The sequence below is a fragment of the Microcoleus sp. bin48.metabat.b7b8b9.023 genome (assembly GCF_013299185.1).
Classification (GTDB): domain Bacteria; phylum Cyanobacteriota; class Cyanobacteriia; order Cyanobacteriales; family Microcoleaceae; genus Microcoleus.
In genome coordinates, this window is the sequence record NZ_JAAFKG010000010.1 from 100,888 (window position 1) to 125,261 (window position 24,374).

The window sequence follows — 24,374 nt, forward strand, 5'->3', positions numbered from 1 at the left end:
GTGATAATTTTAATTAATTAAATGCTTAATTATTCTGAAAATCCTACGGAAACCACTCCTCAATTGCGAGTTGATAATGTAAGTTTGAAAACTCCGATCGCCTCTAGCTACTTATTGGACAATATCTCGTTTGAGGTACAAAAGGGCGATCGCGTGGCAATTGTCGGCCCTTCGGGGGCTGGGAAGACTACCCTGTTGCGGTTGTTAAACCGACTCAGCAGCCCCACAAGTGGCTCGATTTATCTGGAAAATACAGATTACCGGCAAATTGGGGCGATCGAACTACGGCGACAAATTACCCTGATTCTACAGGAATCGAAGCTGTTGGGGATGTCGGTGCGGGAAGCTTTGGCTTATCCTTTGAAGCTGCGGGGTGTGAGTGCATCAAACATTGCTGAGAGAATTAGCGGGGCGATCGCACAACTGCGGATACCCCAAGAATTACTCGATCGCACGGAATTGCAGCTTTCTACTGGCCAAAAGCAGTTAGTGGCGATCGCCCGAGGCATAATTCTACAACCAAAAATCTTGCTTTTAGACGAACCAACATCCGCCCTAGATGTAGGAAAAGCCGCCAATCTTTTGGAAGTATTGACACAGCTAACTAACGGCAAAACTACAATTTTAATGGTCAATCACCAATTAGAATTATCCGAGCAATTTAGCACCAGAATTTTGCATTTACAGCGCGGAAAACTCATCGACGACTTGCCATCTAATCAAATAGATTGGGCGCAACTACGACAAAATTTAATCCAAGCAGAAGCAGAAGCCCAACAAGAATGGTGAATAAATTAAAAAACATTTCTTGAGGTACGTTGTTGCGCTTCAGCGCTTTTTTATATAGAAGAAAGCGCTGAATCTCAATGAGCTCCCCCACCACCAGCACCCAGTTTCACCTCTTCAGGTACGTTGTTGCGCTTCAGCGCTTTTTTATATAGAAGAAAGCGCTGAATCTCAATGAGCACCGCCACCACCAGCACCCGGTTTTACCTTTTGAAAGCCCAAAATCGCAATTCCACTTAACAACAAAGCAATTCCCACAAAGTAAAAACAATCATTAAAAGCCATCACATAAGCTTCCCGACGAACCAAACCATCAATCGCCTTAATTGCCTGTTCTTTCGCCACACTCAAATCAGCACCGCGACTCACAAAATACTGAGTCATTTGATTGAGTCTTTCCTGCGTTGCTGGATTGTACAACGAAACAGATTCCCCCAAGCGATTTGAGTGAAATTGCTCGCGCTGCGTCACCAAAGTTGCTAGCGCCGCAATCCCCATCGAACCTCCCATATTTCTCATCATATTAAACAAACCCGAAGCTGAACCAGCCTCGTGTTTCTCCATACCAGCAGTGGCAATAGTTGACAGCGGTATCATAATTAAAGGCTGCCCCAAAGCGCGCACTAATTGCGACCAACGCAACTGATCGATACCCGTTTGATTAGTCATGCTAGCATTCATAAAACAACTCACTGCAAACAAACTCACACCGATCGCAATTAGCAACCGCATATCGATTCGCTGCATCAATTTCGGTACCACCGGCACGATGAATAACTGCGGTACTCCCGCCCACATAATTACCTCGCCAATTTGCATGGCATTGTACTGCTGGATCTGACCTAAATACAGTGGTAGAATGAACACCGAACCGTACAATCCTACACCTAACGAAACATTGACAATAGTTGCTAAGGCGAAATTGCGGCGAGTTAGCAGTCGTAGATTAATAAACGGGTTTTTTCGAGTTAGTTCAATCCAGAAAAAAGCGCCGAGAAATATAGCAGCAACTATGCTTAAACGCACAATAAAATCCGAACTAAACCAGTCTTTGCGGCTGCCTTCTTCTAACACAACTTGCAGGGAACCCAGGCCGATCGCCATTGAGGCAATTCCCCACCAGTCGCCCCCTTTGAGCAATTCCAGCCGCAACGGTGCAGGGGCGACGGCATACCACACAGCAGCTAGCAGCATCAGCCCCGGCAACAAGTTCAAATAAAAGACATATTGCCAGCCGTAATTCTCCGTCAGCCAACCTCCCAATGTCGGGCCGATGGATGGTGCAAAAGTCGCTGTCAGGGCAAACATCGCCATACCAATCGGCTGCTTTTTGGGCGGCAAATTGGTCAGCAGAAACGTAAAAGCCATCGGAATTAAAATCCCACCGCTCAATCCTTGTAATGCCCTAAATACAATCATTGAATTCAAATTCCACGCCCAAGCGCAGCACATGGAAAAGAAGACAAAGAATGCGGCATTTACCAAGATGTAGCGGCGCACTGAGAATACCTGCGACAGCCAACCTGTAATCGGAATGACGACTATTTCTGCGACTAGATAGGCGGTGGAAATCCAAGAGCCTTCTTCTAAGGTTGCGCCTAATGCTGCTTGGATATCTCGGAGAGAAGCGTTGGTGATTTGGATGTCCAAAACTGCCATGAATGCGCCGAGGATTGTTCCCATGACGCCGATCCAGGTTTTTAAGGGAACGCGATCGTCGCTCTGCTGTTGGGGAATTGCACTGGTATTTGCCATTGGTTTTACCTCTGGTGTAATGAATTTGGATTTTTTAACCGCAGAGGGCGCAGAGGGCGCGGAGTAAGAGAGAGAAAGATGGTATTTTACAAGTTGTTTGGGAATTTATGCCTTTTTTTTGAATTTGGATTTTTTAACCGCAGAGGGCGCAGAGGGCGCAGAGTAAGAGAGGGTTTGAGAGGGTTTGAAAGCAAGAGGGTATTTTACAAGTTGTTTAGGAAATTATGCCCATTTTTTGATAGATTGGGATAACTAAATGTTTTAATGCGGGCAGTTGTTTGGTGAATATTGCTGAACCTAAAATACAAATTATACCACCAAGTATGACTGTATTGGGAGAGCCGATATAATTGGCAAGTCCACCAGCTACTAAGTTGCCAAACGGTGTGACTCCAAAAAATGCCATCGTGTAAATACTCATGACTCTGCCGCGTTTGTCGTCTTCTACTATTGTTTGCAAAAATGTGTTTCCTCCGGCAAATTGGATGATGAAACCAAATCCTACAAACAACATCATGATTAATGACAGCCACAAGATGCGGGACAAACCAAAACCAATCAGTCCAACTCCCATGATTGCTGGGGAAATTGCAATCAGTTTGCCGATGCCGACGACACTTTTGCGTCCGATTAAATAAATCGCGCCTGCAAATGCTCCAACTCCAGAAGCTGCCATCAAAAATCCGAGGGTTTGCGGGCCGCCGTTGAGAATTTTTGTGGCAAAAATTGGCACTAATACTGTGTGCGACATTCCGGCGAAGCTGACTAATGCTAATAGCAGTAAGATGGCTCTAATCGGGGGAAATCCGAAGGCATAATCGAATCCTTCTTTTAGTCTTTGTAAGGGTTTGGTATTGGTTGCTGCTATTTTACGGGGTTTGATCTGCATTGCTAATAAGCCTGCAATGACAGCGATGTAGCTGATTCCGTCCAGGAGAAAACAATAACTCGGGCCGACTGTACCTATCACTAATCCGGCAATTGCTGGGCCGATGAGTCGGGCTCCGTTGAACATGGAAGCGTTGAGGGCGATCGCATTTGCTAAGTCTTCTTTCTTTTCTACGAGTTCGGGGACAAATGCTTGCCGTGCGGGCGCGTCAAAGGCGTTAATTGCCCCTTGACACAAACTCAGTACAATTATCTGCCAAATGTTGATGACTCCTGTTAGCGCTAAAAATGCTAGGGCTAAGGATTGAACCATCGCTAAGATTTGAGTGGCAATTATCACTCGGTGCCGATTCCAGCGATCGATTAAAACTCCGGCAAAAGGCAGTAAGATTAATGTGGGAATTTGACTGGTAAATCCGACTACGCCTAGCATCCAAGGTGAATCGCTTAAATTGTAGACTAGCCACACTGTCGCAACTTGGGTCATCCAACTGCCAATCAGCGAGATGCCTTGTCCCGCAAAAAACAGGCGGTAATTGTGCGATCGCAGTGCTGGCGGAAGTTTGATTTTTTTGATTTTTGCTTGTAAATTCATGTATCAGTTTCGTCAATATTTTTTATAGTAGCGCCCCGGGGCATACGTCTAATTAGTTAGGGGCAACCATCGGGGAATTACCATAGACTTATTTTACGAATCAAATACAATTGCGGTATGAGCCTCTGGTTCGATTTTTTGAGCATTCAGGCTTTATGCACTCCTGGCAAAGAAACCGGGTTTTTTGCCTGTTTTAGGGCTGCAACCGAGTATTTTGGAGAAAAAACCCGGTTTCTCGCCGTGGGTGCGATCGCGAACTATCTCATTATTTTTTTCCATATCAAAAAGATCGCCACAGTTAAATTTTTCTGTCGCGATCGCCACTCTTGCTAAAATTTGCTTCCCCAAACCTCAGTCAATGCTTAACAGCCAAGTCCCTAAATAACGCATCAATGGAACGTCCCCAGGAGTGCGGATGCGGACGTTGAAATGGTACATTCCGCCCGGAATTGGGTTTCTGACGTTGGAGAGGACAACTTCAACGTTGTTGCCGGCAGGAATTGGCTCTGCGGGATAAATTTCTATGAATCGGTTTTCTTTGTCCCAGATTACTTCTTGCAATGCTATTGTTTTGTCTTTGACGCGCACCTTAATGTCTTTTTGGTCGAATTCGCCTTTGTAATAGTCTGGATAAGTAATGTTGAGTTGGGCGATCGCCAAACTTACTTTTTTGGAAGGAATTCGCAGCCGGTATCTGTCGCCAACCATTCCGGCTTTGCCGTAATCCAAGCGATAGTTTAGCTGGTTGCCGCGTTCTGGGCCGCCGAAAATCGTGAATCCCGGCATCGACTGGGCTAAACTGAGGGCTGGCAAGCCTGTCAGCAAGCAACCTGTAACTGCTAGTGCTGAAAATAATCGTTTCATAATCACTCCTCTCATCAAATTTACAATGGAACCTTAAATATTTACTGCGGGCAATTTGCGATGAATGCCTTTAATATATCGAATGTCTCAACAATTTGATGAGTGCGATCGGCCGCCCTCGGTCAATTATTTTTGGCGTAATACTGACAACTGACATTCAAACTACAGAATTAGGCAGCGTTTTATTGTATCATGGCATGCTGCAAATTTAAGACTTTAGCAAAATTGAATCTATAAGACAAGTTAAAGAAGCGAGTGTAATTTTGGGGATCGGCTTTAGTATCAACGTGAGAAGCCAGCAGAATCGATTTCAACCGCCACGCCAGCCAGCGATTGAAATCGCGCTTACACAAACGATGTCCGCCTCCGCGGACTGTCCAAGCCAGCCAGCGATTAAATCGCGCCTACACAAACGATGTCCGCCTCTGGGCGGACTAGGAAATTTGAATTTCAACCTGCGGAGGCAGGTTTTGTCTGTGTAGACGCGGTTTCAACCGCCCTGTCTGTGTCTGTGTCTAGAGTATAAGGAGAGTCCATGAAATTAGCGATCGCCAAAGAAGTCGAAGCAGGGGAACGCCGGGTAGCCTTAGTACCCGACGCTGTAGCCCGATTAGTCAAACAAGGCGTCGAAGTTTGGGTTGAGGCGGGTGCGGGTGCAAAATCCTTTTTCTCGGATCTTGCTTACGAAGAAGCCGGAGCTCGTGTTGTCGCCGATACCGCTACGCTGTGGGGCGAAGCCGATGTCGTCGTCAAAATTGGGGAGCTCAAAGAATCAGAAGTTCACCAACTTCGCGAAGGAGGAGTTTTCATCGGATTTTTGAATCCCTTGGGAAATCCGGCGTTAGTACAGCGGTTGGCCGATCGCAAAATAACAGCATTCAGCATGGAAATGATTCCGCGCACCAGCCGCGCCCAAAGCATGGACGCGCTGTCATCCCAGGCCAACGTTGCGGGTTACAAAGCCGTACTGATCGCAGCCTGTGCATTACCGAAATATTTCCCGATGTTGACAACGGCGGCGGGTACAATTCGCCCCGCGAAAATATTGGTGATGGGCGTGGGCGTTGCGGGCTTACAGGCGATCGCCACGGCGCGCCGTTTGGGCGCAGTCGTCGAAGCATTTGACATCCGCCCGGAAACAAAAGAACAAGTACAAAGTTTGGGCGCAAAATTTATTGATGTCGAACTTAAGGAAGAAACTGTAGCAGCAGGCGGCTATGCTAAAGAATTATCAGAAGCAGCTAAAGAACACACTCGCCAAGTGCTCACCCAGCACGTCGGCGCTTCTGATGCAGTAATTACAACCGCTCAAGTTCCTGGTAGAAAAGCCCCGATTTTAGTTACCAGAGAAATGGTTTCTCAGATGAAACCGGGAGCAATAATTGTTGACCTCGCGGCAGAACAAGGTGGCAATTGTGAGTGTACAGAAGCAGGCAAAGATGTTGAATGGAACGGAGTTAATGTCATCGGCCCGATTAATTTACCGTCGTCGATGCCAGTACACGCTAGCGAAACTTACTCGAAGAATGTCTCGGCTTTGCTTCAGTTGATGTTGAAAGATAAGGAACTCAATTTAAATTTTGAAGATGATATCATTGCTGGTTCTTGTGTGGCTCGCGATGGCGAGATTAGCAATCAGCGGGTGCGGGATGCTTTGGCTGCTCAGGCTTCAGTAGTTAGTTAGATAATGATGGTTCGTAGTAAGGACTTCAGTCCTTAAAGGTTCGTAGTAAGGACTTCAGTCCTCAAGGTTCGTAGTAAGGACTTCAGTCCTTAAAGGTTCGTAGTAAGGACTTCAGTCCTCAAGGTTCGTAGTAAGGACTTCAGTCCTTAAAGGTTCGTATTAAAGACTGAAGTCCTCAAGGTTCGTAGTAAGGACTTCAGTCCTCAAGGCTCGTAGTAAGGACTTCAGTCCTTAAAGGTTCGTATTAAAGACTTTAGTCTTTAAAATGAATAAAGAAGGACTAAAGTCCTCACTACGAACCTGTAGTAAGGACTTTAGTCTGAAAAATTCGTATTAAAGACTAAAGTCTGAAATCTGAATAAAGAAGGACTAAAGTCCTCACTACGAACCTAATTACAAATTACCAAATTACCAATTGTTATGGCAGAAGGATTGATTGCAGGTTTAGTGGTGTTTACCCTAGCGTCGTTTGTGGGATTTGAAGTAATTAACAAAGTCCCACCGACGCTACATACACCTTTGATGTCGGGTTCCAATGCGATTTCGGGAATTGCCGTTTTAGGCGCAATTCTAATTTCAGGACAAGGTAATGTGACAGTTACTTCTATTTTAGGGACGATCGCGATCGCCCTTGCCACAATTAACGTTGTCGCTGGTTTCTTAGTCACCGATCGAATGTTGCAAATGTTCAAGAAAAAAGAGGTTAAAGCGTGAGCGATTTTCTGCCAAGTGGCATTCAACTAGGTTATTTAGTTGCCGCATCTTTGTTTATTATCGGTTTGAAACAGTTGGGATCGCCCGCAACCGCGCGTCAAGGGAATGTGTTAGCTGCGATCGGGATGTTAATTGCGATCGTTGGTACGTTACTGGAAAAACAAGTAGTCAGCTACGAATTGATTGCAGTCGGAATTATCGTCGGTTCCATTTTGGGAACAATTATGGCGAAAACCGTCGCGATGACGGATATGCCGCAGATGGTGGGTTTGCTTAACGGTTTCGGGGGTGCGGCTTCTGCACTCGTGGCTGTGGGCGAATTCTGGCGCTATCTCAGCATCCCCCAATCGCCAACTCCCGACGCGACAATCACGATCCTTTTGGGCGTGTTGATTGGCGGGATTACTTTCACAGGTAGCCTTGTGGCGTTTGCGAAGCTGCAAGAATTGCTACCGGGTGCGCCGATGACGTTTCCGCTGCAACAGCCGTTTAATGCCATGCTGGCGATCGCACTTTTAGCCGGCAGCGGTTATATGCTGATGAATCCCGAAAATGTGCCGGTATTCCTCGGTTTGGTGGCGATTTCCAACATCCTGGGAATCATGTTTGTGCTACCGATTGGCGGCGGCGATATGCCCGTGGTGGTGTCGCTGCTTAACTCCTATTCGGGGATTGCGGCGAGTGTGGCTGGGTTCATTTTGATGAACAATATGCTGATTATCGCTGGTGCATTGGTGGGCGCGTCGGGGATTATTTTGACGCAAATCATGTGTAAGGGGATGAATCGATCGCTTTCTAGCGTGTTATTTAGTGCCTTTGGTAGCGGTGGTGCTAGTGCTGCGGCGGCTGGGGCTGCTGGTGGGGCGATCGACAAAACAGTCCGCAGCATCAATCTCGAAGAAAGTGCGATGATGTTAGGCTATGCGCGATCGGTTGTGATCATTCCCGGCTACGGGATGGCTGTAGCGCAAGCACAACACGCCGTGCGCGAGTTAGCCGACGGTTTGGAAAAAATGGGTGTTGACGTGAAATACGCGATTCACCCGGTGGCTGGGCGGATGCCTGGGCACATGAATGTGTTGCTAGCGGAAGCAAACGTGCCTTATCCGCAGTTGTACGATATGGACGATATCAACCCGCAATTTGAGGAAACCGATGTTGCTTTGGTAATCGGTGCGAATGATGTGGTGAATCCGGCGGCGCGTCACGATACGGCGAGCCCGATTTACGGGATGCCGATTTTGGAGGTTGATAAGGCTAAACATACGATCGTAATTAAGCGCGGGATGAGTGCTGGTTTTTCGGGTGTTGACAATGAGTTGTTTTATAAGGATAAGACGATGATGTTGTTTGGTAGCGCTAAGGATGTGGTTGCGAAGTTGGTTGCTGAGGTGAAGCAGTTGTAGGATTTTGCAACCGCTGATGAAGGCAGATTAACGCGGATTAACGCAGATGATTAAACCCGGTTTATCCAATAAACCGGGTTTTTGTTTTGGGCGATTTTTTTATGCAATGCTAGCTTGGTTCACATATTCACTGGAAATGGGTGTATGTGAAAATCCTTGTTCTCTGGCTGTTTGAAACCATTTTTCTGCTTCTGTGCGATCGGCTGATACACCATCAGCACCGCACAGATAAATTCCTGCTAAGTTGTTTGAGGCAACAGCGTAACCTTGATCTGCGGATTTGATGTACCATTTAATTGCTTCTAATATCATCTTTTCCCGACCTAATCCTAAATGGTACATACTAGCAATGATGCACTGGGATTCGGCATTTCCTTGTTCTGCTAGTGGTTTTAACAAGGTAAAGGCTTGGGTATAATCTTGGGTATTAAAAGCGGCTAGACCTTTTTCTAATTCAGACATTTTGGTTCTCCGTTTTTTAGGTTAACTTTTACGGCCCTGGAAAGTTTTCGTTAAAAGATTGAGGACAGGGGCGATCTTTGGGCCAAGGGAATGTTGCTAAAGCTGCGTAACCCTTGCATTTATAAGCGCAAATTTTATAGTCACTATTAGGATCGGCAGACAAGAATTCTCCACTATATTCGCATCTTTTGCGTGGCTGCTGGCTAGTAGATTCACTGCTATCACTGTTATCTGGTTGCATGGTAACAAAAGGCGATCAATTATAAGTTTGAACTCATACTATGATATCATTAAATGAATCGAATACTAATATTTTAACAGTCATTAATAAACTCTATCTAATTGTTGAGATTTCTGATTTTGCTCTTTAAGCTGACGCATTTTCAAGACAAAAGGTGATGGATTGCGATCGTATTCAGCTTCAGCTTTTAGGCAATATTCTAACCAATCTCCTACATATTTACCTACAGTTTTGGGATTTTCCAGATAGTAGAGAATCGTAGCATAAACTTGAGCCATAGTCACTGTCCGAAATTTTTGAGCTATGGCTTCAGGAGTTTGGCCGCGGTGGATGTATTCGTAGAGAATGTGTTCGATACCGACGCGGGTTCCTTTGATGCGGATATCTTCTGGTGTTAAAAATTCAAAGTAATCTTCTAATTGCATGATGGTTGATCATTTTCCCTGTGACTTTTGGGCGTATACTGAGTTTAGCACGTCAGTTACGGGAACTCCGCCTACTCCGGCAGGGAATTAATTCCCCAGCCGTTTTCGGGAATACGTTAGTTAGCTGATGTAGAAATTCTCAACTTATTTAGAACTTGCGCGTCGAGACCAAAGAAACCGGGTTTTTCGCAGTTTTTACGGTTTTAAACGAAGTATTATCGAAAAAAACCCGGTTTCTGACTCCCTGTAAGTCCTATTATTATCGCTGTTGTTGTCTATCAAAATTTAATCGAGGATTCAGTACCGTGAGCAATAATGGAAATTTCTTTAACGTCGCAAACCTGACTATCGGTGTACTAGGTTTGTTAGCTGCTGTTGGCGGTGCGGGAATTGCTGTTGTTCAAGGTTGGCCGCCTCTGTTGGTTGGACAAAATGCTCGTTTTTCCTGCCAACTTCAGCCAGATACTCAGCGGGGAGGTGATGTTTGGACTGTTATGTACCGTCACGATAAAGGTCAACAACCTTGGCTGAAAATGGTGACAACTTTAGGCGGTGATTATACGCCTCTAAAACGCTGCCAAATAATTTCTGAAACCTTGAATGATTATCGAAAAGATGGTTTAATTCGGTTAGCGTATAGAGACGAGCCTAAGACGCCGAATCAATACGTGATTTGTGCTAAAACTAAGTTGAATAATAGCGACGATGGTTGTCCGCTGGTGGTGACGTTGAAGCCCGGTAGCGATACGGAGGCTTATCAAGCAATGCGAGATATGACTGAAAATTTGTTGAATGGTGGTAATGCGGTTTATCAAAATAGCGATGGTAAGTTGGCCACTTCTAAGTTTTCTCCGTCTTCGCGAGAGATTGATTTAACTCCTTTTTTGGCAGAGGAGGATCGGATTGCTGGTTCTAATTCTGCTAAGTGATATTAAATTTATAGGAATTACGCATGGGGTTCAGAAACCGGGTTTTTTACGAAAATACTTCGTTACATCTCGCAGATTTGGAAAAAAACCCGGTTTCTTTGGTCGGAGTGCGTAAGTCCTGATTCATTGAAAAATTCGTTTTGGCTAATTGTTATAACCCTCAACTTGCTGGTAATATCCTGGCTGGTAAGTCGCAGTGCCAGGTATCGAAAACCCAGACACCGCATGACTTCGTGGATTTTATTTTCCTCACCATTTTTAATAAAAAATCGAAGCCTTTATAGGCTTAAATTATTTTTTAAAGTTTTTCTTCATCCACCCCAAACCAAAACCAAACTCCCCCATCTCCAACCTAAAATACTTCACCACCAACACCACACACACATAAATCCCCAAAACCCCCAAAACACCAAAATCCACTAACCACGACCAGAACGCCCAAACAACAGATATTATGATGTCTTTTAACGAATTTGCTTTAGCAACGGGTTGATTTAGCAAATCCGACTTATTTTCCTGTTTTTTATAATCTGCTTTAGGAGTCGGTTGATTTTCCCAAGATTGATTTGCCAGATAAGTTTTAATCGGAATTCCCCTCGGAACTTCATCTTTCAACAAACCGTGAACCGCGACCACTTTACCGCTAGTATCTAAAACAGGCGCACCACTTATCCCAACAGAAACTCCAGCTATATAATTAATTCCATAGCCCTCCGTCAAGAAAACATTAATCCTCGATACTGAACCTTCCAAAAATTCCGGCGCTAAATCTTCGTTTTGAAGAACAGGAAAACCAGAAATATAGATTTTATGTCCTACTTTCAGTTCGTTAGAATCACCAAAATTGACACTCGGATAAGGACAATTTTCCCCGGCAGACTTAAACGTCACCACTGCCAAATCGAAATTGGGACTTGTTTGAATACTGTCAGTTGTATGACTTTGTTTATCCTGATAAGTTTGCAGTTTCAAACTATAGCCTTTAACCACATGACCAGCCGTGAGAACAGTGCAAACTCCCTTTTTTCCCGGTATAATAAACCCGGTACCGTGTCCGGCTTGATTTTCGTAGTAAATCAGGACGAGGCTCTTGTTAACTGTTTCAGCAATTTCTTGAGATGACTTCGGCTGGGAGCAGCTTGTTAAGGATAGTCCGATGACGGTAAAAATTAGCCAGCAAGAGCGGAATTTCATGAATTTTGCTGATAGTTTTAGGGAATAAGGGAGTAAATGAATAATTTCTACAACAGTGATATGTTGTTTTCCAGGCAGGAGATTAATATGAAAGTATATCATTTTTTTGCGATCGTAGCTACGGGTAAGGAGATGGGAGCGATCGCCGATGATAAGTTAAGATTAAAAACCTCTCGATCTCTCGCTGGTAGCCAAGTCTAGATCCCCCTAAATCCCCCTTAAGAAGGGGGACTTTGAGCGCACTCTTGTCCAAGGGCGACTTTGACTCCACTCTTGTCCCCCCCTTCTTAAGGGGGGCTAGGGGGGATCTAGATTTTGTGGACTCACTTAATCTATCAACAGCAACGAAGTCTTTTCGTAAAAACCCGGTTTCTCGGCCCATGCTAAGTCCTATTCCGTTATAATCTAGATAGGATATTCTATCTGTAAAAATGGGATAGTAAATAATGACACTCACCGAATTAAAAATCGATATAGCATCCTTAAATTCAGCCGACAAAGCAGCGGCTATAGAAATTTTACTTCAAACCTTAAGCACTGGTGCTATAGGCATTAAAAAGACTCCCGGCGTGTGTGGCGGCGATGCTTGTGTTGGCAATACTCGCATACAAGTTTGGGTACTTGTCGGGTATCGCCGTCTCGGATGCAGTGATGCTGAACTTTTTAAGTGCTATCCCCATTTGACTGCGGCTGATTTAGTCAATGCTTGGGCTTATGCTGATGCTTACCCAGAAGAAATTGAACAAGCAATCGAAGAAAATGAGGAAGCCTAAAACATGGCAGGAATTTATCTAATAGAAGATTTTAAATATAATAAAATCCTAAAGAATTAATCGAACTGCAAAAATTGTACTAACCTTGGATATAAAGTCAATTAAATTACAACATTTTCAACTATGTCAGATCAACCTTTTAACATCCGCCAACTAGACGGCCTAGACTATGACGAAGCAGAACCGCTCCTGGATGATTATCAGGAAACGCTAATCGAGCTATTTGTCAATTCTCCCGAAGGAGAAGAATACTGTAAAGCTTATCCAGACGTTGGAGCTTGGATCTCGCACCTCATTTATTACGGTTTCGGCTATGAAGGTTGTACCCTACCTTCCATGAAAGTGGCAAATGTGGAAACTATAATCGAAGACTTATTTCCCAGGAAACTGACTTTGCTTTCGCCGGAAGATAGTGAAGATGCTATCCCAGAATTATTGGCTTTCTGGCATTTTTTGAAACGAGAATTTAAGCTGCAAAATGCCACTTCAATTATCAAACACCTGCGGGATATTGAGCCGGAATTTCAGGAAATTATGCAAGATTCCTCTAGATTCGGAATTGCCAAATCCTTTGTAACGATGGGTCATAAAGCAGGGTTTGACATGACTACGGAGGAAGGTCTAAAACAATTTCAGGAGATATATAATGCTGAGATTGCCCCTACGCTTGCAGCTAAAAACTCCGATATGTTTGGATGGTCAAGCCCACCGATAAGTGGTAGTGGTTTCCATCCCTCTAAAGTAAGTAAAGAAAAGCAAAAAAAAACAAAAAAAATGGCGGCTGAATCGAGAAAACGCAACCGTACTAAGAAAAAATAAGGGTTTAGCAAGTATCTACTACTTCCTGATTCTATTTCTCGCAGCCCTAGCCATCTTGTTCGCTTCTTCCCGCCCGCGAAACTTCCAAACTAACAAATAACATATCAAATAAAATCCGAATATCCCTAACACGATCGCACTTTCTTCCGGTGACATGGTGGTTCGATCGAACTTGCCACTATTCGGACTCGCTGGGATGTTATTTTTAGTTACATCATCCGTTTGCAGCTTCAAACTAAGTTCTGCGATCGGATTACTATGTTTCAATGTGCGATCGATTTCTGGAAATGACTGCGGCTGTCCGCAGCTTGTTAATGATAATCCAAGAAGGATAAAAATTAAGAAGTAACAGCGCAATTTCATGGTTTTCACCTTGCTGTCAGCGAAAAAGAGAATAAATTAATACAGGGCTTACTCGCGGAGTTCAGAAACCGGGTTTTTCGGAAATACTTCGTACTCAGCCACAGATTTGCTGAACAACCCGGTTTCTCGGCCCTGACGCGATGAATGCTCTATAATTTAAATATTATCAAATCCGATCGCACTTATGACTATACAAGAATTAGAAACTCAAGTCTTAACCTTAAATCCGGTTGATAAAGCTAAACTCATCAGCATCCTAACTCAAACTTTAACCAACGGTTCTCTAGGCATCAAAAAAACTCCTGGTGTGTGCGGCGGCGATGCTTGTATCGGCAATACTCGCATACCAGTTTGGTCGTTAGTAAATTATCGCACTCTAGGTGCAAATGATGGGCAAATTTTGCAAGACTTTCCTCATTTGAGTGCCGCAGATATAGTCAATGCTTGGGCTTATGCTGATGCTTACCCAGAGGAAATTGAAGCAGCAATAGTTAGAAATGAAGCAGGATAAAACATGGCGCAATTACCCATAACAGAAATTACCGACTCCGACAAAGAAACCGGGTTTTTTACCTAATCTGTCGGTAGCAACAAAGTATTTTCGCGAAAAACCCGGTTTCTGAGCCCCATGCTAAGTCCTATTTGCCCAAACCCACCCTAAAATCTTACTAAATGCACCAATATTAGGTAAAATCATTTGGGTGTCTGTGGATAAACTATATGCGTTTGGTTAAATATATTGCGATCGCCATTGTCAATGCTTTCGGTGTCGTCATCGGTATAATTTGGGTTGCCATCCCTACAACCATGGCTCAACCTACTCTAAACTACAAACTCGCACTCTCCCCGCGACAGCCCGACGGCGATACTCCGCAATCCCTCCCTGAACTCTACAAATTGCGCGATCGCCTCAAAGTACAATTAGATAAGCTTGCCCAAACTCCCGACAGCAGTCTGTTTTCTCCCGAATATTGGCAACCAGATAGCCCCCGCCACCAATCCGAAACTCTCACGAAGCAACTCCAAAACCTTCAAAGTCAGATTGAAATAGAAAAACAAGCCAAAAATAACTGGGATGAGGCTGCTAGATTGGCCTCGCAAGCCGTTGTCATTGGACGCACTTCTAAAGCAGATCCCGCTACTTGGGAACAGTCGCAACGCTTCTGGCAATTGGCTATCAATAACCTCCGACTCATTCCCCACGGTTCTTTGTTGGCTGAACGGGCGATCGACAAAACCATCGAATATCAAGGAAATCTTACTCTCGCTACCTACGAATGGCAAGTAGCACGGTCTACACAGAAAATTAAAGCCGAGGAAGAACAAGTAAGAGAAATCGCTCGAAAAGAGCAAGAGAAAATTGAATTTGCTCGCCGCGAAATAGAGAGACAAGAACAAGAGAAAAAAGAACTCGCCCGCAGAGAAATAGAAAGACAAGAATTTGCAAGGCAAGAATTAGTCCGCAAAGAACAAGAAAAACAAGAACTCGCCCGCCAAGCAAAAGAAAGAGAAGAATTAGCACTAAAAGAACTCACAAGACAAGAATTAGAAAAGCAAGAACTCGCCCTAAAAGAACAACAAAGACAACAATTAGAACTAAATCAACAACCAACTCCTCAACCAACTCCCGAGTCAACTGCAACACCAACTCCCGAATCAACCGCAACCGCAACTCCAGCACCAGTTACACCCGCAACCTCACAGACAAACTTCTTCTTTGCCGGAGATACTAATAGAGACGGCAAAATTAATCAACTAGACGAAGCCGAAAAAGATAAATGGTCATTGTCCAGGGGCGCGCTGATTGTGTATAACGATCGCAATAACGAACGCCGCAGCAAAATACCGACTTGGCAAGAAACCAAGGTTAGCGTCCCTCGCCGCGCAGCAATGCTTTCTCAAGTTAACTTAATCCTGTCGGAAAACTTCAAAGATTCTCAATTATTTATCACGGCTGACACCATTGGCAGCCCTCACATCAGCGTTTTTCAGAAAACTGCCGACGGCTGGCTACCTGTAGATATATCCGGTACTAAACCAATAAATTTTAGCACGAATATTGTTTTAGGAGTGGAAGCCAAACAATTTGCCGATCGCAATTGGAACGGTACTGTTAATCTCAAAGCAACCGCCGAAAATAACGGTCAACAAATTGCCGCTGCGACCATCCAAATGGGCGTTAGTCCTTGGATGATAGCACCAAATACAGCACCAGTAACACAAGTTCAGGTCAGCGACCGAGGCTCAGCTAACAGTGAATTTATCTCCCAACTCAAACAAGCTGTAGAACCCACAGGGGCTCAGGTAAAAATCATCCAGGGCGATAATGCTTGGATGCAAGACAGTCACAAAAATGGCTACGTTCAAGTTCCCGAAAAATCCGATATGCGTCAAGTTAATGTCGCGATTAAAAGCCCTAGCAATCCAGAGTTAGACAAGCCAGCCAAGTCAAATCAAGAGCGGGATTTGAGAGTATTTAAAATTGGCAAACCTCGCTCTTTAGATCCTGTAAATCAGTGGTCTGATGGATACGGAAATTTGCAGGTGACGCCGCCGATTCCCGGATACCCAATGGGTCGAGCTTATTACGGAAATTCGGGGAATGCTGGTTTTAATCCTGAGGTACTAGATTTTATTCAAGCTCAAAGAATTCAAGGCCCAGCGGTGGATATTGATACTTCTTGGCTTTTGACTCGCCAAGTCGATGAAATTATCAATTTTATTCCCAGTCAAATCCCCGGAAAGTCTATAATGGCGATCGCCAGTCCAGAAGCCGGAGTTAAGTTATTGGAAGAATTGGCCCAAAAAGGGTACGGTGATGTGACAATCAATCGCGGCTTGAGCACTGAAACTACAGTCAGCGCTGCCTTGAACAATCCTGCTTTAATTCAACACAACCTCAAGCTGCAAAAGCAGAAACTCAATCCGATTTTAGAGAAGTTGAAAAGAGAGTTTGCCCTCGCAGACGACCAAATCGTTCAGGTTCCAGCGATGTTTGGCTACAGCGGTTATGCTTGGTGGCCGAATATGGTCAATTCGGTGCCTGTTAACGGTAAGTTGTTAGTCTCCAATCCGCGCGGGGCAATGATTGATGGTTTAGATTACACTCAAGAAAGATTGCGCCAATTGCTGCTTCCTGCTGGCGTTAGCGTGAGTTTTCTGGATGATAGGTATTATCAAGAATTGAAAGGAAACGTGCAGTCGGCGACGAATACTGTGAGGAAGCCAGAACCTATTCCTTTTTGGCAATCTTTGCCTAATAATTAGTAATTGGGAATCAGGAATCGGGAATCGTAATTTTGTAGGGGCTAGTTCACCAACAATACTCGCCTGTAACGAACAATCTCGTAAACCCGCCCCCACCCAACCGTAAATCTCAATATCCCCCATAAACTTGCCTCCCTATGCTAATATTTAGGGAAACTATGCTAGGAGTTTAAGAGATGGCTACCCTGCAAATAGAAAATATACCAGAGGAATTGTATACAAGGCTGCAAGAGTTGGCCGATGCTCAAAACCGCTCGATTAGTGCATTTACGATCGCCATTTTAGAAGCCGAGTTGTCAACAAAGAAAAAACCTCTTTCAGAACAACGTAAAAAATCTGTAACAGAACTATTGGCCGAAATCAGCCGCCGTCGCGAGTCTCGTCCGGCAAATATGGGGATGATATTAGATAGTACCGCTTTAATTAGCTACAAGTGATATTGTTTCCGGTTGTATGGAAATGATTTAACCGCAGAGAGCGCAGAGGACACAGAGAGAGATATAGAGAGCTTAATAATTCCTATGCAACCGAATTTGATATGAAAGTAGGGTGCGTCGTTGCGATAATCCCGGTAATTTACGACAATATATGAGCGACGCACCTACCGCGATTTTTTAGTTCACTTGCCCTCGACTTCGTTGGTAGAGTTAGAGGTCAAAAAAAAGCGGTTGAAACCGCCCGATCGCTATAATATACATACGACATTCTCAGCAGCCAAACCCGCGCTCAACTATGACACTAAAAGAATTAGAACCGCAACTCCTTTCCCTGACTCCGCCTGAGAAAGCTCAAGCAATACAGATATTAGCTCAAAGTTTAGCCAACACCTGGCAGGGCATTGAAAAAACTCCCGGTACTGTTGGCGGTAATGCCAGGATTGCAGGAACTAGAATTTCTGTTTGGGGATTGGTAGAGTCTCGCCGATTAGGTGCAACTGACGCTCAACTTTTAGAAGATTATCCGCATCTTAGTGCTAGCGATTTGAAAAATGCTTGGGCTTATGCTGAGGCATTTCATGACGAAATTGAATCAGCAATTAAGTTGAACGATATATAGCAGTTGACAGTTGACAGTTGACAGTTGACAGTTATAGAGTAGGGGAATCAAACCGTTGATGCTAGAAGGATAGTCGGTTTTATTGATGAGTTTATTTCTGTCAATACCGATGTGGTGGTTGCTATAGATACAGGTTTTAAAAGTTGGTAAATTTGCGATCGCCCCAGCCGACAAATTTCTCATAAAATTGGCTTGTAGTGAGGACTTCAGTCCTAAGTGCGAAGGGGACGCTCGCGCCCTCAGCATCATTCGACCATCACCGGATTTAATATAAATTGACACTCCCCGGCGTGAACGCGCGGGGATTCTTGGTTCAACCAGTCGGCTTGCCCGTTGATGTCACCACCAACGAGTAGAGGTCGGTCTGTCCCCAAGCGTTAATTCCGGTGTGCCCCACCGTATTTAAACTAATTCCTGCACGGGCTTTCAATCCTTTAGCCAAAATATTCAAAGCTGCATTGTGGTCGCGGTCTAACACCGTACCACACAGGCAAATATGAGTTCTGACTGATACCGATTTCTGAACGCGATTGCCGCAACTTGAACAATCTTGGGAAGTGTAATGAGGAGCTACAGCAACTACTGTTTTACCGTATACTTTCCCAAAATATTGCAACCATTGGGCAAACTGTGACCACGCTGCGTCGCTAATTCCCAACGCAAGTTTATGGTTTTTCACCATATTTCTTACCTGAAGGTCTTCGTAGGCTACGAAATCGTTAGATTTCACTACGCACAACGCTGTTTTAATGGCGAAGTCTTTACGCTGCCTACTAACTTTTAAGTGTTTTCTGCCTAATTTATTGATAGCTTTCTTACGATTGCCCGAACCTTTCTTTTTTCGAGAAACTCGTTTCTGCAACCGCTTCAAAGCTTTTTCACTTTTGCGAAGATGTCGAGGATTTGGAACTATTTCCCCGGTACTATCGGTGTAGAAATGGTTCAACCCCACATCTATGCCAATCGTTTTCCCCGTAGGAACTATTTCTTCTGTTCGCTCTACATTAATACAAAACTGAGCGTAGTAACCGTCAGCGCGACGAATTACTCTGACTCGCTTAATTTCCTTGGGCGCATAGAATTGCAAGTCTCGACTACCAAGCAATCTGAAGGTTCCAGCAGCAAAGCCGTCCGTGAAAGTCAGACATCTTTTATCGACCGAAAGTGCCCATCCTGATGTTTTGTATTCTACGGAACGAGTGTGTTTTTTGAATTGTGGGTATCCTTTTTTTCCTGGTTTTGACGCTTTGCAATTAGAGAAGAAACGTTGAATAGCAAAAATGGCACGTTCCGCTGAAGCTTGACGTGCCATTGAGTTAAGTTTTCGGGCCCATTCAAACTCTTTTGCCATAATGGCGCATTGTTTGTAGAGATCGATTAACTTAACTCCCTGATTGTCGATCCAGTATCTGAGAGCTTGGTTTCGGACAAATTGAGCTGTGCGGATCATTTCGTCTATGACCCGGTATTGCTGTGGCTTGCCTTTTAACTTGAACTCTAGTACAATCATGGGATAATTCTATCACATTTACGAGCAGGTGTTGCTACAAATTGACTATTTCAAGAATCTTTACACTCGAATTAAATCCGTCCTATAAGGACGGGGCTTTAGACCCAGCTTTTTGGTAAGATTGTCTAAAAGCAGTATTTGTACAAAAAATTTAGTCCCATGAGTAACGAACAGGAAAAAAATCAAATTTTGACTCAGCAACCGGAAACAATTGCTACTGACAGCGATGAGTTCGCGAATACTGTCATTACCAATCCCCATACAACTTCCGAACCCCCAGAAACTCCTACAGAAAATCTCCCCAGTGACAATGTTTTAACAGCAACTTCCGAACCCCCAGAAACTTCCGACGAAAATCTCCCCAGTGAAAATGTTTTAGCAGCAACTTCCGAACTCCCAGAAACTTCCGATGAAATTGCCGCACCCGAAAATATTTCAACGGCAATGGACGAAACAGAAACAATTCCAATCACCGCCGAAAATGCGCCGAAAACCAGTCAAAATATCGGTGATTTACCTATCACAAATTACACCGCAAATTCCGATCGCAAATCAACTCCAATCTGGCAAATATTGGCAATTTTTCTGAGTGGAATGTTAGTCGGTTCCGTACTCAGTCTCGGCAGTTTGGTCGCGTGGAGAATGTATCAAGAAAGAGCGAACCTTCAAATCAGATTGCCTTCCGACGTACCCTTGCCTGAAAGCCCTCCCCCTGTTCCAGCAGCGCGCGCCAACCGCCTGCCCGGTGTCCCCCCCGCACCCCAGCAGACACTGCCCGCCACGATCGCACCTTCGCCGACTCCGACTCAAGTACCATCGCTGTCTGGGGTTCCGCAACTTGCTTCCGCCTCGCCATCACCTTCTCCTGCTGCATCTCCCGCTGCCCTGGAAACCCCTGTAACTGAGCGAGTTAGCTTTCCAGCGGGTGCTATCGGAACGACTCTCAGCAATAGCTTGCCAGCCAACAAATCGAAGCGCTACTTGCTAGAATGCAATAGCGGCCAAAGCATGACAGTAAAGGTTCAAGAAGGTCAAGTTAGTGCAGATATTATTGCTCCTAACGGTGAAAAAGTAGGTACTGTTGATAGCACAGGTCAGTGGCAAGGTCAACTAGCCAGCAGCGGCGATTATACTATTGAAATTTCGGGCGATCGCCAAGCAAACTACGGAGTGAAAATTGAAGTCAAATAGCCAGTATAATTTTATCAGGGGGTAGTTGCAAAATACATCAACCCGCCCTGGTTGCCAATTACCCATTACCAATTACTAATTACCAATGGTCGCACAAGTATCTCCAAGCATCTACGAAGCAAAGACTCAGGAAATTGCTAAAGAAATCCTTAAGGCAACTCAAGACAAAAAGCGATCGTTTTTCGGTCAACTGCAAGACCAAATGCGCTGGGACGACAAGCTGATGGATTGGGCAATGGCCAGCCCCGGATTGCGGGTGCAATTGTTTCGATTTATTGACTGTTTGCCCGCCCTCCGCAGCAAGCCGGAAATTGCCCGCCACTTGCAAGAATACTTGACTGTGGAAGAGGTAGAATTGCCGGAAGCTTTGAAAAAATTGCTCAGCTTTGCTAACGCTGATTCGGTTCCGGGCCAATTGGCTGCGACGACGGTTGCACCTGCTGTAGAAACTTTGGCGCACAAGTATATTTCTGGGGAAAATATCAAGCAGGTAATTAAAACCTTAGAACGGCTTCGCAAAGATAAAATGGGTTTTACAGTTGACCTTTTGGGGGAAGCTGTGATTACTGAAACTGAGGCGGAAGTTTATCTTAACCGCTATTTGGAATTGATGGCGGAATTGAGCAGTGCAGCTAAGAATTGGTCGCAGGTAGATGCCATCGACAAAGCTGACGGCGAAACTCTGCCGCGAGTGCAAGTATCTGTCAAGTTAACGGCTTTTTATTCTCAGTTCGATCCGCTGGATGCGAAAGGCAGCGAGGAAAAAGTTAGCGAGAGAATTCGCCTGTTATTGCGGCGCGCTAAAGAGTTGGGTGCGGCGGTTCACTTCGATATGGAACAGTACGCCTACAAGAGTTTAACTCTCAGCATTCTCAAAGACTTATTGTTAGAGGAAGAGTTTCGCAGCCGCACGGATATTGGTATCACATTGCAAGCATATTTGCGCGACAGCAAACAAGATTTGCAAGGCATTATTGCTTGGGCCAAAAAACGCGAAAATCCGGTAACGGTGCGTGTGGTGAAAGGCGCTTACTGGGATCAGGAAACAATTAAGGCGATGCAGAAGGATTGGCCGCAGCCTGTCTACAATGACAAAGTTGCTACGGATGCAAATTTTGAGCAGATGACTCAGTTACTGCTGGAAAATCACGAATATTTGTATGCTGCGATCGCAAGTCATAACGTCCGATCGCAAGCCCGGGCGATCGCAATTGCCGAGACTCTCAATATACCGCGCCGCCGCTTTGAGATGCAAGTGCTCTACGGCATGGGCGACAAACTGGCCAAGCTTTTGGTCGATCGCGGTTATCGCGTCCGAGTATACTGTCCCTACGGCGATTTGCTCCCAGGTATGGCTTATTTGATCCGCCGTTTGCTGGAAAATACCGCCAACAGTTCGTTTATCCGGCAAAGTTCCGAAGAAATGCCGATCGAACAATTATTAGCCGCACCAGTCGCTAATGGCAATGACCAGATAGCTTACAGCAAAGTTTTCCCCAACGTCGCCGATACCGACTACGCCAATACCAAACTGCGACAACAAGCAGAAGCAGCCATCAAATTAGTGCGGGCTAGCTTAGGTAAAACTTATTTGCCGCTAATCGACGGCGAGTACCAAAACACCGAAACAACAGTTAACTCCCTCAACCCTTCCAATCCCGCAGAAGTAGTCGGAAAAATCGGATTACTGTCTGAAGAACAAGCCAAACAAGCCCTAGAAGCAGCCAAAGCAGCCTCCACAAGTTGGCGCAAAACCCCCGTCCGCCAGCGCGCCGGAGTCCTCCGCAAAGCAGCCGAATTGATGGAACAACGGCGCCACGAACTGTCAGCTTGGATGGTGTTTGAAGTCGGCAAACCAGTCAGAGAATGCGATGTCGAAGTCTCCGAAGCAATTGATTTTTGTCGCTACTACGCCGACGAAATGGAACGGTTGGAACAAGGACAAAATTACGACATACCAGGAGAAACTAACCGCTACAGCTATCAGCCGCGCGGCATTTCTCTGATTATTTCCCCTTGGAATTTCCCGCTAGCAATTCCCGTCGGAATGACAGTTGCATCGCTAGTTGCAGGTAACTGTACCTTACTAAAACCTGCGGAATTTTCCACAGTAATTGCTGCAAAGATAGCGGAAATTTTGCTAGAAGCTGGAATTCCCAAAGGCGTTTTTCAATACGTACCGTGCAAAGGTTCAACCGTCGGCGCTTACATGGTAAAACATCCCGACGTTCACATGATTACCTTCACCGGTTCTCAGGAAGTTGGCTGTCAGATTTATGCCCAAGCTGCGATTTTGCAACCAGGACAAAAACACCTGAAGCGAGTAATTGCAGAAATGGGCGGCAAGAATGCAATTATTGTCGATGAAAGTGCGGATTTAGACCAAGCAGTTGCTGGCGTAGTTTATTCTGCCTTTGGATACAGCGGCCAAAAATGTTCCGCTTGTTCGCGAGTGATTGTGGTCGAGTCGGTGTACGATACTTTTGTGCAAAGATTGGTAGAAGCCGCGCGATCGCTCAATGTCGGCCCTGCTGAAAATCCCGGCACTCAAGTCGGGCCTGTAATTGATGCCAGCGCCCAGTCGCGCATCCGCGAATACATCGAAAAAGGTCGCGCCGAAGCTAAGATAGCCTTAGAAATGGCGGCGCCGGAAACAGGCTATTTTGTCGGCCCAGTGATTGTGACGGAAGTTGCGCCGACTGCAACTCTCGCCCAAGAAGAAATTTTCGGCCCAGTTTTGTCGGTGATTCGGGCTCGTAATTTCGATGAGGCGATCGCAATTGCTAACGGTACAAATTTCGCTTTAACTGGCGGATTGTATTCTCGCACACCTTCGCATATCGATCGCGCCCAAGCCGATTTTGAAGTCGGAAACCTGTACATCAATCGCGGAACCACCGGCGCTGTGGTATCGCGCCAACCCTTCGGAGGATTCAAACTTTCGGGAGTTGGTTCCAAAGCCGGCGGCCCGGATTATTTGCTACAATTCCTCGAACCTCGCACTATAACTGAAAATATTCAGCGGCAAGGTTTTGCACCGATTGAAGGAGTAGACGATTAATCATTCTTTGGTTTGTAGTGAGGACTTCAGTCCTTTCAATCAGGTTCGTAGTAAGGACTTCAGTCCTCTCTCTGACTATTAAGAAGGAAAGAAGGACTAAAGTCCTCACTACAAACCGTGTTGTCCTTTCAATCAGGTTCGTAGTAAGGACTTCAGTCCTCTCTCTGACTATTAAGAAGGAAAGAAGGACTAAAGTCCTCACTACGAACCGTGTTGTCCTTTCAATCAGGTTCGTAGTAAGGACTTCAGTCCTCTCTCTGACTATTAAGAAGGAAAGAAGGACTAAAGTCCTCACTACAAACCGTGTTGTCCTTTCAATCAGGTTCGTAGTAAGGACTTCAGTCCTCTCTCTGACTATTAAGAAGGAAAGAAGGACTAAAGTCCTCACTAC

23 protein-coding genes are annotated in these 24,374 nt (G+C 45.1%); 13 read left to right on the forward strand and 10 right to left on the reverse strand.

Features of this window, described 5'->3' with window-relative positions; translation table 11 throughout:
* Positions 1–21: 21 nt before the first annotated feature.
* Positions 22–789: an ATP-binding cassette domain-containing protein gene (locus QZW82_RS08570; protein WP_293147044.1), complete on the forward strand. Its 768-nt coding sequence runs from the start codon at positions 22–24 to the stop codon at positions 787–789.
* Between the two features lie 168 nt (positions 790–957).
* Here QZW82_RS08570 and QZW82_RS08575 read toward each other — a convergent pair whose 3' ends face one another.
* From QZW82_RS08575 to QZW82_RS08590, 4 genes are all read right to left on the reverse strand, one after another.
* Positions 958–2,541, reverse strand: coding sequence for a DHA2 family efflux MFS transporter permease subunit (locus QZW82_RS08575; protein WP_293147046.1), 1,584 nt, complete (start codon positions 2,539–2,541; stop codon positions 958–960).
* Positions 2,542–2,755: 214 nt separating this feature from the next.
* A complete protein-coding gene (locus tag QZW82_RS08580) occupies positions 2,756–4,024 on the reverse strand; it encodes an MFS transporter (RefSeq protein ID WP_293147048.1) in 1,269 nt (422 codons plus the stop codon).
* 153 nt (positions 4,025–4,177) lie between these two features.
* Positions 4,178–4,372: a hypothetical protein gene (locus QZW82_RS08585; protein ID WP_293147050.1), complete on the reverse strand. Its 195-nt coding sequence runs from the start codon at positions 4,370–4,372 to the stop codon at positions 4,178–4,180.
* A gap of 3 nt (positions 4,373–4,375) precedes the next feature.
* Positions 4,376–4,888 carry a DUF2808 domain-containing protein gene (locus QZW82_RS08590; RefSeq protein WP_293147052.1) on the reverse strand — a complete coding sequence of 171 codons (513 nt, stop codon included), beginning with the start codon at positions 4,886–4,888 and terminating at the stop codon, positions 4,376–4,378.
* A gap of 535 nt (positions 4,889–5,423) precedes the next feature.
* On the opposite strand from QZW82_RS08590, the gene QZW82_RS08595 reads away from it, so the two are divergent.
* The 3 genes from QZW82_RS08595 to QZW82_RS08605 all read left to right on the forward strand — a co-directional run bounded on the left by QZW82_RS08595 (position 5,424) and on the right by QZW82_RS08605 (position 8,692).
* A complete protein-coding gene (locus QZW82_RS08595) occupies positions 5,424–6,572 on the forward strand; it encodes a Re/Si-specific NAD(P)(+) transhydrogenase subunit alpha (protein ID WP_293147054.1) in 1,149 nt (382 codons plus the stop codon).
* A 420-nt stretch (positions 6,573–6,992) separates the two neighbouring features.
* Positions 6,993–7,286 carry an NAD(P) transhydrogenase subunit alpha gene (locus tag QZW82_RS08600; protein ID WP_106150865.1) on the forward strand — a complete coding sequence of 98 codons (294 nt, stop codon included), beginning with the start codon at positions 6,993–6,995 and terminating at the stop codon, positions 7,284–7,286.
* On the forward strand, positions 7,283–8,692 hold the full coding sequence (locus QZW82_RS08605) for an NAD(P)(+) transhydrogenase (Re/Si-specific) subunit beta (RefSeq protein WP_293147056.1): 1,410 nt from the start codon (positions 7,283–7,285) through the stop codon (positions 8,690–8,692). Before QZW82_RS08600 ends, QZW82_RS08605 begins: the two co-directional genes overlap by 4 nt.
* Before the next feature lie 99 nt (positions 8,693–8,791).
* Here QZW82_RS08605 and QZW82_RS08610 read toward each other — a convergent pair whose 3' ends face one another.
* Both QZW82_RS08610 and QZW82_RS08615 read right to left on the reverse strand, forming a co-directional pair.
* Positions 8,792–9,154 carry a tetratricopeptide repeat protein gene (locus tag QZW82_RS08610; RefSeq protein ID WP_293147057.1) on the reverse strand — a complete coding sequence of 121 codons (363 nt, stop codon included), beginning with the start codon at positions 9,152–9,154 and terminating at the stop codon, positions 8,792–8,794.
* A 324-nt stretch (positions 9,155–9,478) separates the two neighbouring features.
* Entirely contained in the window at positions 9,479–9,820 is a 342-nt protein-coding gene (locus QZW82_RS08615) for a DUF433 domain-containing protein (RefSeq protein WP_293147058.1), read from the reverse strand.
* Between the two features lie 305 nt (positions 9,821–10,125).
* Between QZW82_RS08615 and QZW82_RS08620 the strand changes: the two genes are divergently transcribed.
* Positions 10,126–10,749 (forward strand): COP23 domain-containing protein, encoded by a 624-nt coding sequence (locus tag QZW82_RS08620; RefSeq protein ID WP_293147059.1) that lies wholly within the window; start codon positions 10,126–10,128, stop codon positions 10,747–10,749.
* Positions 10,750–11,040: 291 nt separating this feature from the next.
* Here the strand turns inward: QZW82_RS08620 and QZW82_RS08625 are convergent, their stop codons facing one another.
* Positions 11,041–11,943 carry a serine protease gene (locus QZW82_RS08625; RefSeq protein ID WP_293147061.1) on the reverse strand — a complete coding sequence of 301 codons (903 nt, stop codon included), beginning with the start codon at positions 11,941–11,943 and terminating at the stop codon, positions 11,041–11,043.
* Positions 11,944–12,389: 446 nt separating this feature from the next.
* On the opposite strand from QZW82_RS08625, the gene QZW82_RS08630 reads away from it, so the two are divergent.
* Positions 12,390–12,716: a DUF433 domain-containing protein gene (locus QZW82_RS08630; protein ID WP_293147063.1), complete on the forward strand. Its 327-nt coding sequence runs from the start codon at positions 12,390–12,392 to the stop codon at positions 12,714–12,716.
* 123 nt (positions 12,717–12,839) lie between these two features.
* Positions 12,840–13,535 carry a hypothetical protein gene (locus QZW82_RS08635; RefSeq protein ID WP_293147065.1) on the forward strand — a complete coding sequence of 232 codons (696 nt, stop codon included), beginning with the start codon at positions 12,840–12,842 and terminating at the stop codon, positions 13,533–13,535.
* Between the two features lie 18 nt (positions 13,536–13,553).
* Here QZW82_RS08635 and QZW82_RS08640 read toward each other — a convergent pair whose 3' ends face one another.
* Positions 13,554–13,898, reverse strand: coding sequence for a hypothetical protein (locus QZW82_RS08640; protein ID WP_293147067.1), 345 nt, complete (start codon positions 13,896–13,898; stop codon positions 13,554–13,556).
* A 184-nt stretch (positions 13,899–14,082) separates the two neighbouring features.
* On the opposite strand from QZW82_RS08640, the gene QZW82_RS08645 reads away from it, so the two are divergent.
* The 4 genes from QZW82_RS08645 (at position 14,083) to QZW82_RS08660 (ending at position 18,221) form a co-directional block, all read left to right on the forward strand.
* The gene (locus tag QZW82_RS08645; RefSeq protein WP_293147069.1) at positions 14,083–14,409 is read left to right on the forward strand and encodes a DUF433 domain-containing protein; all 327 of its coding nucleotides are present in this window, start codon (positions 14,083–14,085) and stop codon (positions 14,407–14,409) included.
* 209 nt (positions 14,410–14,618) lie between these two features.
* Complete coding sequence (locus QZW82_RS08650; RefSeq protein ID WP_293147071.1) at positions 14,619–17,165, forward strand: protein-arginine deiminase family protein; 2,547 nt, start codon at positions 14,619–14,621, stop codon at positions 17,163–17,165.
* 176 nt (positions 17,166–17,341) lie between these two features.
* Positions 17,342–17,602, forward strand: a complete 261-nt coding sequence (locus QZW82_RS08655; protein WP_293147073.1) for a hypothetical protein — start codon at positions 17,342–17,344, stop codon at positions 17,600–17,602.
* 295 nt (positions 17,603–17,897) lie between these two features.
* Positions 17,898–18,221 (forward strand): DUF433 domain-containing protein, encoded by a 324-nt coding sequence (locus QZW82_RS08660; protein WP_293147075.1) that lies wholly within the window; start codon positions 17,898–17,900, stop codon positions 18,219–18,221.
* Here QZW82_RS08660 and QZW82_RS08665 read toward each other — a convergent pair.
* Positions 18,195–18,404, reverse strand: a complete 210-nt coding sequence (locus QZW82_RS08665; protein ID WP_293147077.1) for a hypothetical protein — start codon at positions 18,402–18,404, stop codon at positions 18,195–18,197. The two genes, QZW82_RS08660 and QZW82_RS08665, sit on opposite strands and share 27 nt — an antisense overlap.
* A 130-nt stretch (positions 18,405–18,534) precedes the next feature.
* On the reverse strand, positions 18,535–19,731 hold the full coding sequence (locus tag QZW82_RS08670) for a transposase (RefSeq protein ID WP_293147079.1): 1,197 nt from the start codon (positions 19,729–19,731) through the stop codon (positions 18,535–18,537).
* 159 nt (positions 19,732–19,890) lie between these two features.
* On the opposite strand from QZW82_RS08670, the gene QZW82_RS08675 reads away from it, so the two are divergent.
* Positions 19,891–20,922, forward strand: a complete 1,032-nt coding sequence (locus QZW82_RS08675; protein WP_293147081.1) for a hypothetical protein — start codon at positions 19,891–19,893, stop codon at positions 20,920–20,922.
* Positions 20,923–21,007: 85 nt separating this feature from the next.
* A complete protein-coding gene (pruA, locus tag QZW82_RS08680; RefSeq protein WP_293147083.1) occupies positions 21,008–23,983 on the forward strand; it encodes an L-glutamate gamma-semialdehyde dehydrogenase in 2,976 nt (991 codons plus the stop codon).
* The last annotated feature ends 391 nt before the right edge of the window (positions 23,984–24,374 follow it).

Bases quoted from the DNA above. Each gene is read 5' to 3' on its own strand.
- QZW82_RS08600 (WP_106150865.1), top strand. From the start codon at position 6,993: ATGGCAGAAGGATTGATTGCAGGTTTAGTGGTGTTTACCCTAGCGTCG.
- QZW82_RS08570 (WP_293147044.1), top strand. From the start codon at position 22: ATGCTTAATTATTCTGAAAATCCTACGGAAACCACTCCTCAATTGCGA.
- QZW82_RS08630 (WP_293147063.1), top strand. From the start codon at position 12,390: ATGACACTCACCGAATTAAAAATCGATATAGCATCCTTAAATTCAGCC.
- QZW82_RS08650 (WP_293147071.1), top strand. From the start codon at position 14,619: ATGCGTTTGGTTAAATATATTGCGATCGCCATTGTCAATGCTTTCGGT.
- QZW82_RS08610 (WP_293147057.1), bottom strand. From the start codon at position 9,154: ATGTCTGAATTAGAAAAAGGTCTAGCCGCTTTTAATACCCAAGATTAT.
- QZW82_RS08625 (WP_293147061.1), bottom strand. From the start codon at position 11,943: ATGAAATTCCGCTCTTGCTGGCTAATTTTTACCGTCATCGGACTATCC.
- QZW82_RS08675 (WP_293147081.1), top strand. From the start codon at position 19,891: ATGAGTAACGAACAGGAAAAAAATCAAATTTTGACTCAGCAACCGGAA.
- QZW82_RS08640 (WP_293147067.1), bottom strand. From the start codon at position 13,898: ATGAAATTGCGCTGTTACTTCTTAATTTTTATCCTTCTTGGATTATCA.
- pruA (WP_293147083.1), top strand. From the start codon at position 21,008: ATGGTCGCACAAGTATCTCCAAGCATCTACGAAGCAAAGACTCAGGAA.
- QZW82_RS08665 (WP_293147077.1), bottom strand. From the start codon at position 18,404: ATGAGAAATTTGTCGGCTGGGGCGATCGCAAATTTACCAACTTTTAAA.
- QZW82_RS08615 (WP_293147058.1), bottom strand. From the start codon at position 9,820: ATGCAATTAGAAGATTACTTTGAATTTTTAACACCAGAAGATATCCGC.
- QZW82_RS08580 (WP_293147048.1), bottom strand. From the start codon at position 4,024: ATGAATTTACAAGCAAAAATCAAAAAAATCAAACTTCCGCCAGCACTG.
- QZW82_RS08660 (WP_293147075.1), top strand. From the start codon at position 17,898: ATGACACTAAAAGAATTAGAACCGCAACTCCTTTCCCTGACTCCGCCT.
- QZW82_RS08670 (WP_293147079.1), bottom strand. From the start codon at position 19,731: ATGATTGTACTAGAGTTCAAGTTAAAAGGCAAGCCACAGCAATACCGG.
- QZW82_RS08635 (WP_293147065.1), top strand. From the start codon at position 12,840: ATGTCAGATCAACCTTTTAACATCCGCCAACTAGACGGCCTAGACTAT.
- QZW82_RS08645 (WP_293147069.1), top strand. From the start codon at position 14,083: ATGACTATACAAGAATTAGAAACTCAAGTCTTAACCTTAAATCCGGTT.
- QZW82_RS08590 (WP_293147052.1), bottom strand. From the start codon at position 4,888: ATGAAACGATTATTTTCAGCACTAGCAGTTACAGGTTGCTTGCTGACA.
- QZW82_RS08655 (WP_293147073.1), top strand. From the start codon at position 17,342: ATGGCTACCCTGCAAATAGAAAATATACCAGAGGAATTGTATACAAGG.
- QZW82_RS08595 (WP_293147054.1), top strand. From the start codon at position 5,424: ATGAAATTAGCGATCGCCAAAGAAGTCGAAGCAGGGGAACGCCGGGTA.
- QZW82_RS08575 (WP_293147046.1), bottom strand. From the start codon at position 2,541: ATGGCAAATACCAGTGCAATTCCCCAACAGCAGAGCGACGATCGCGTT.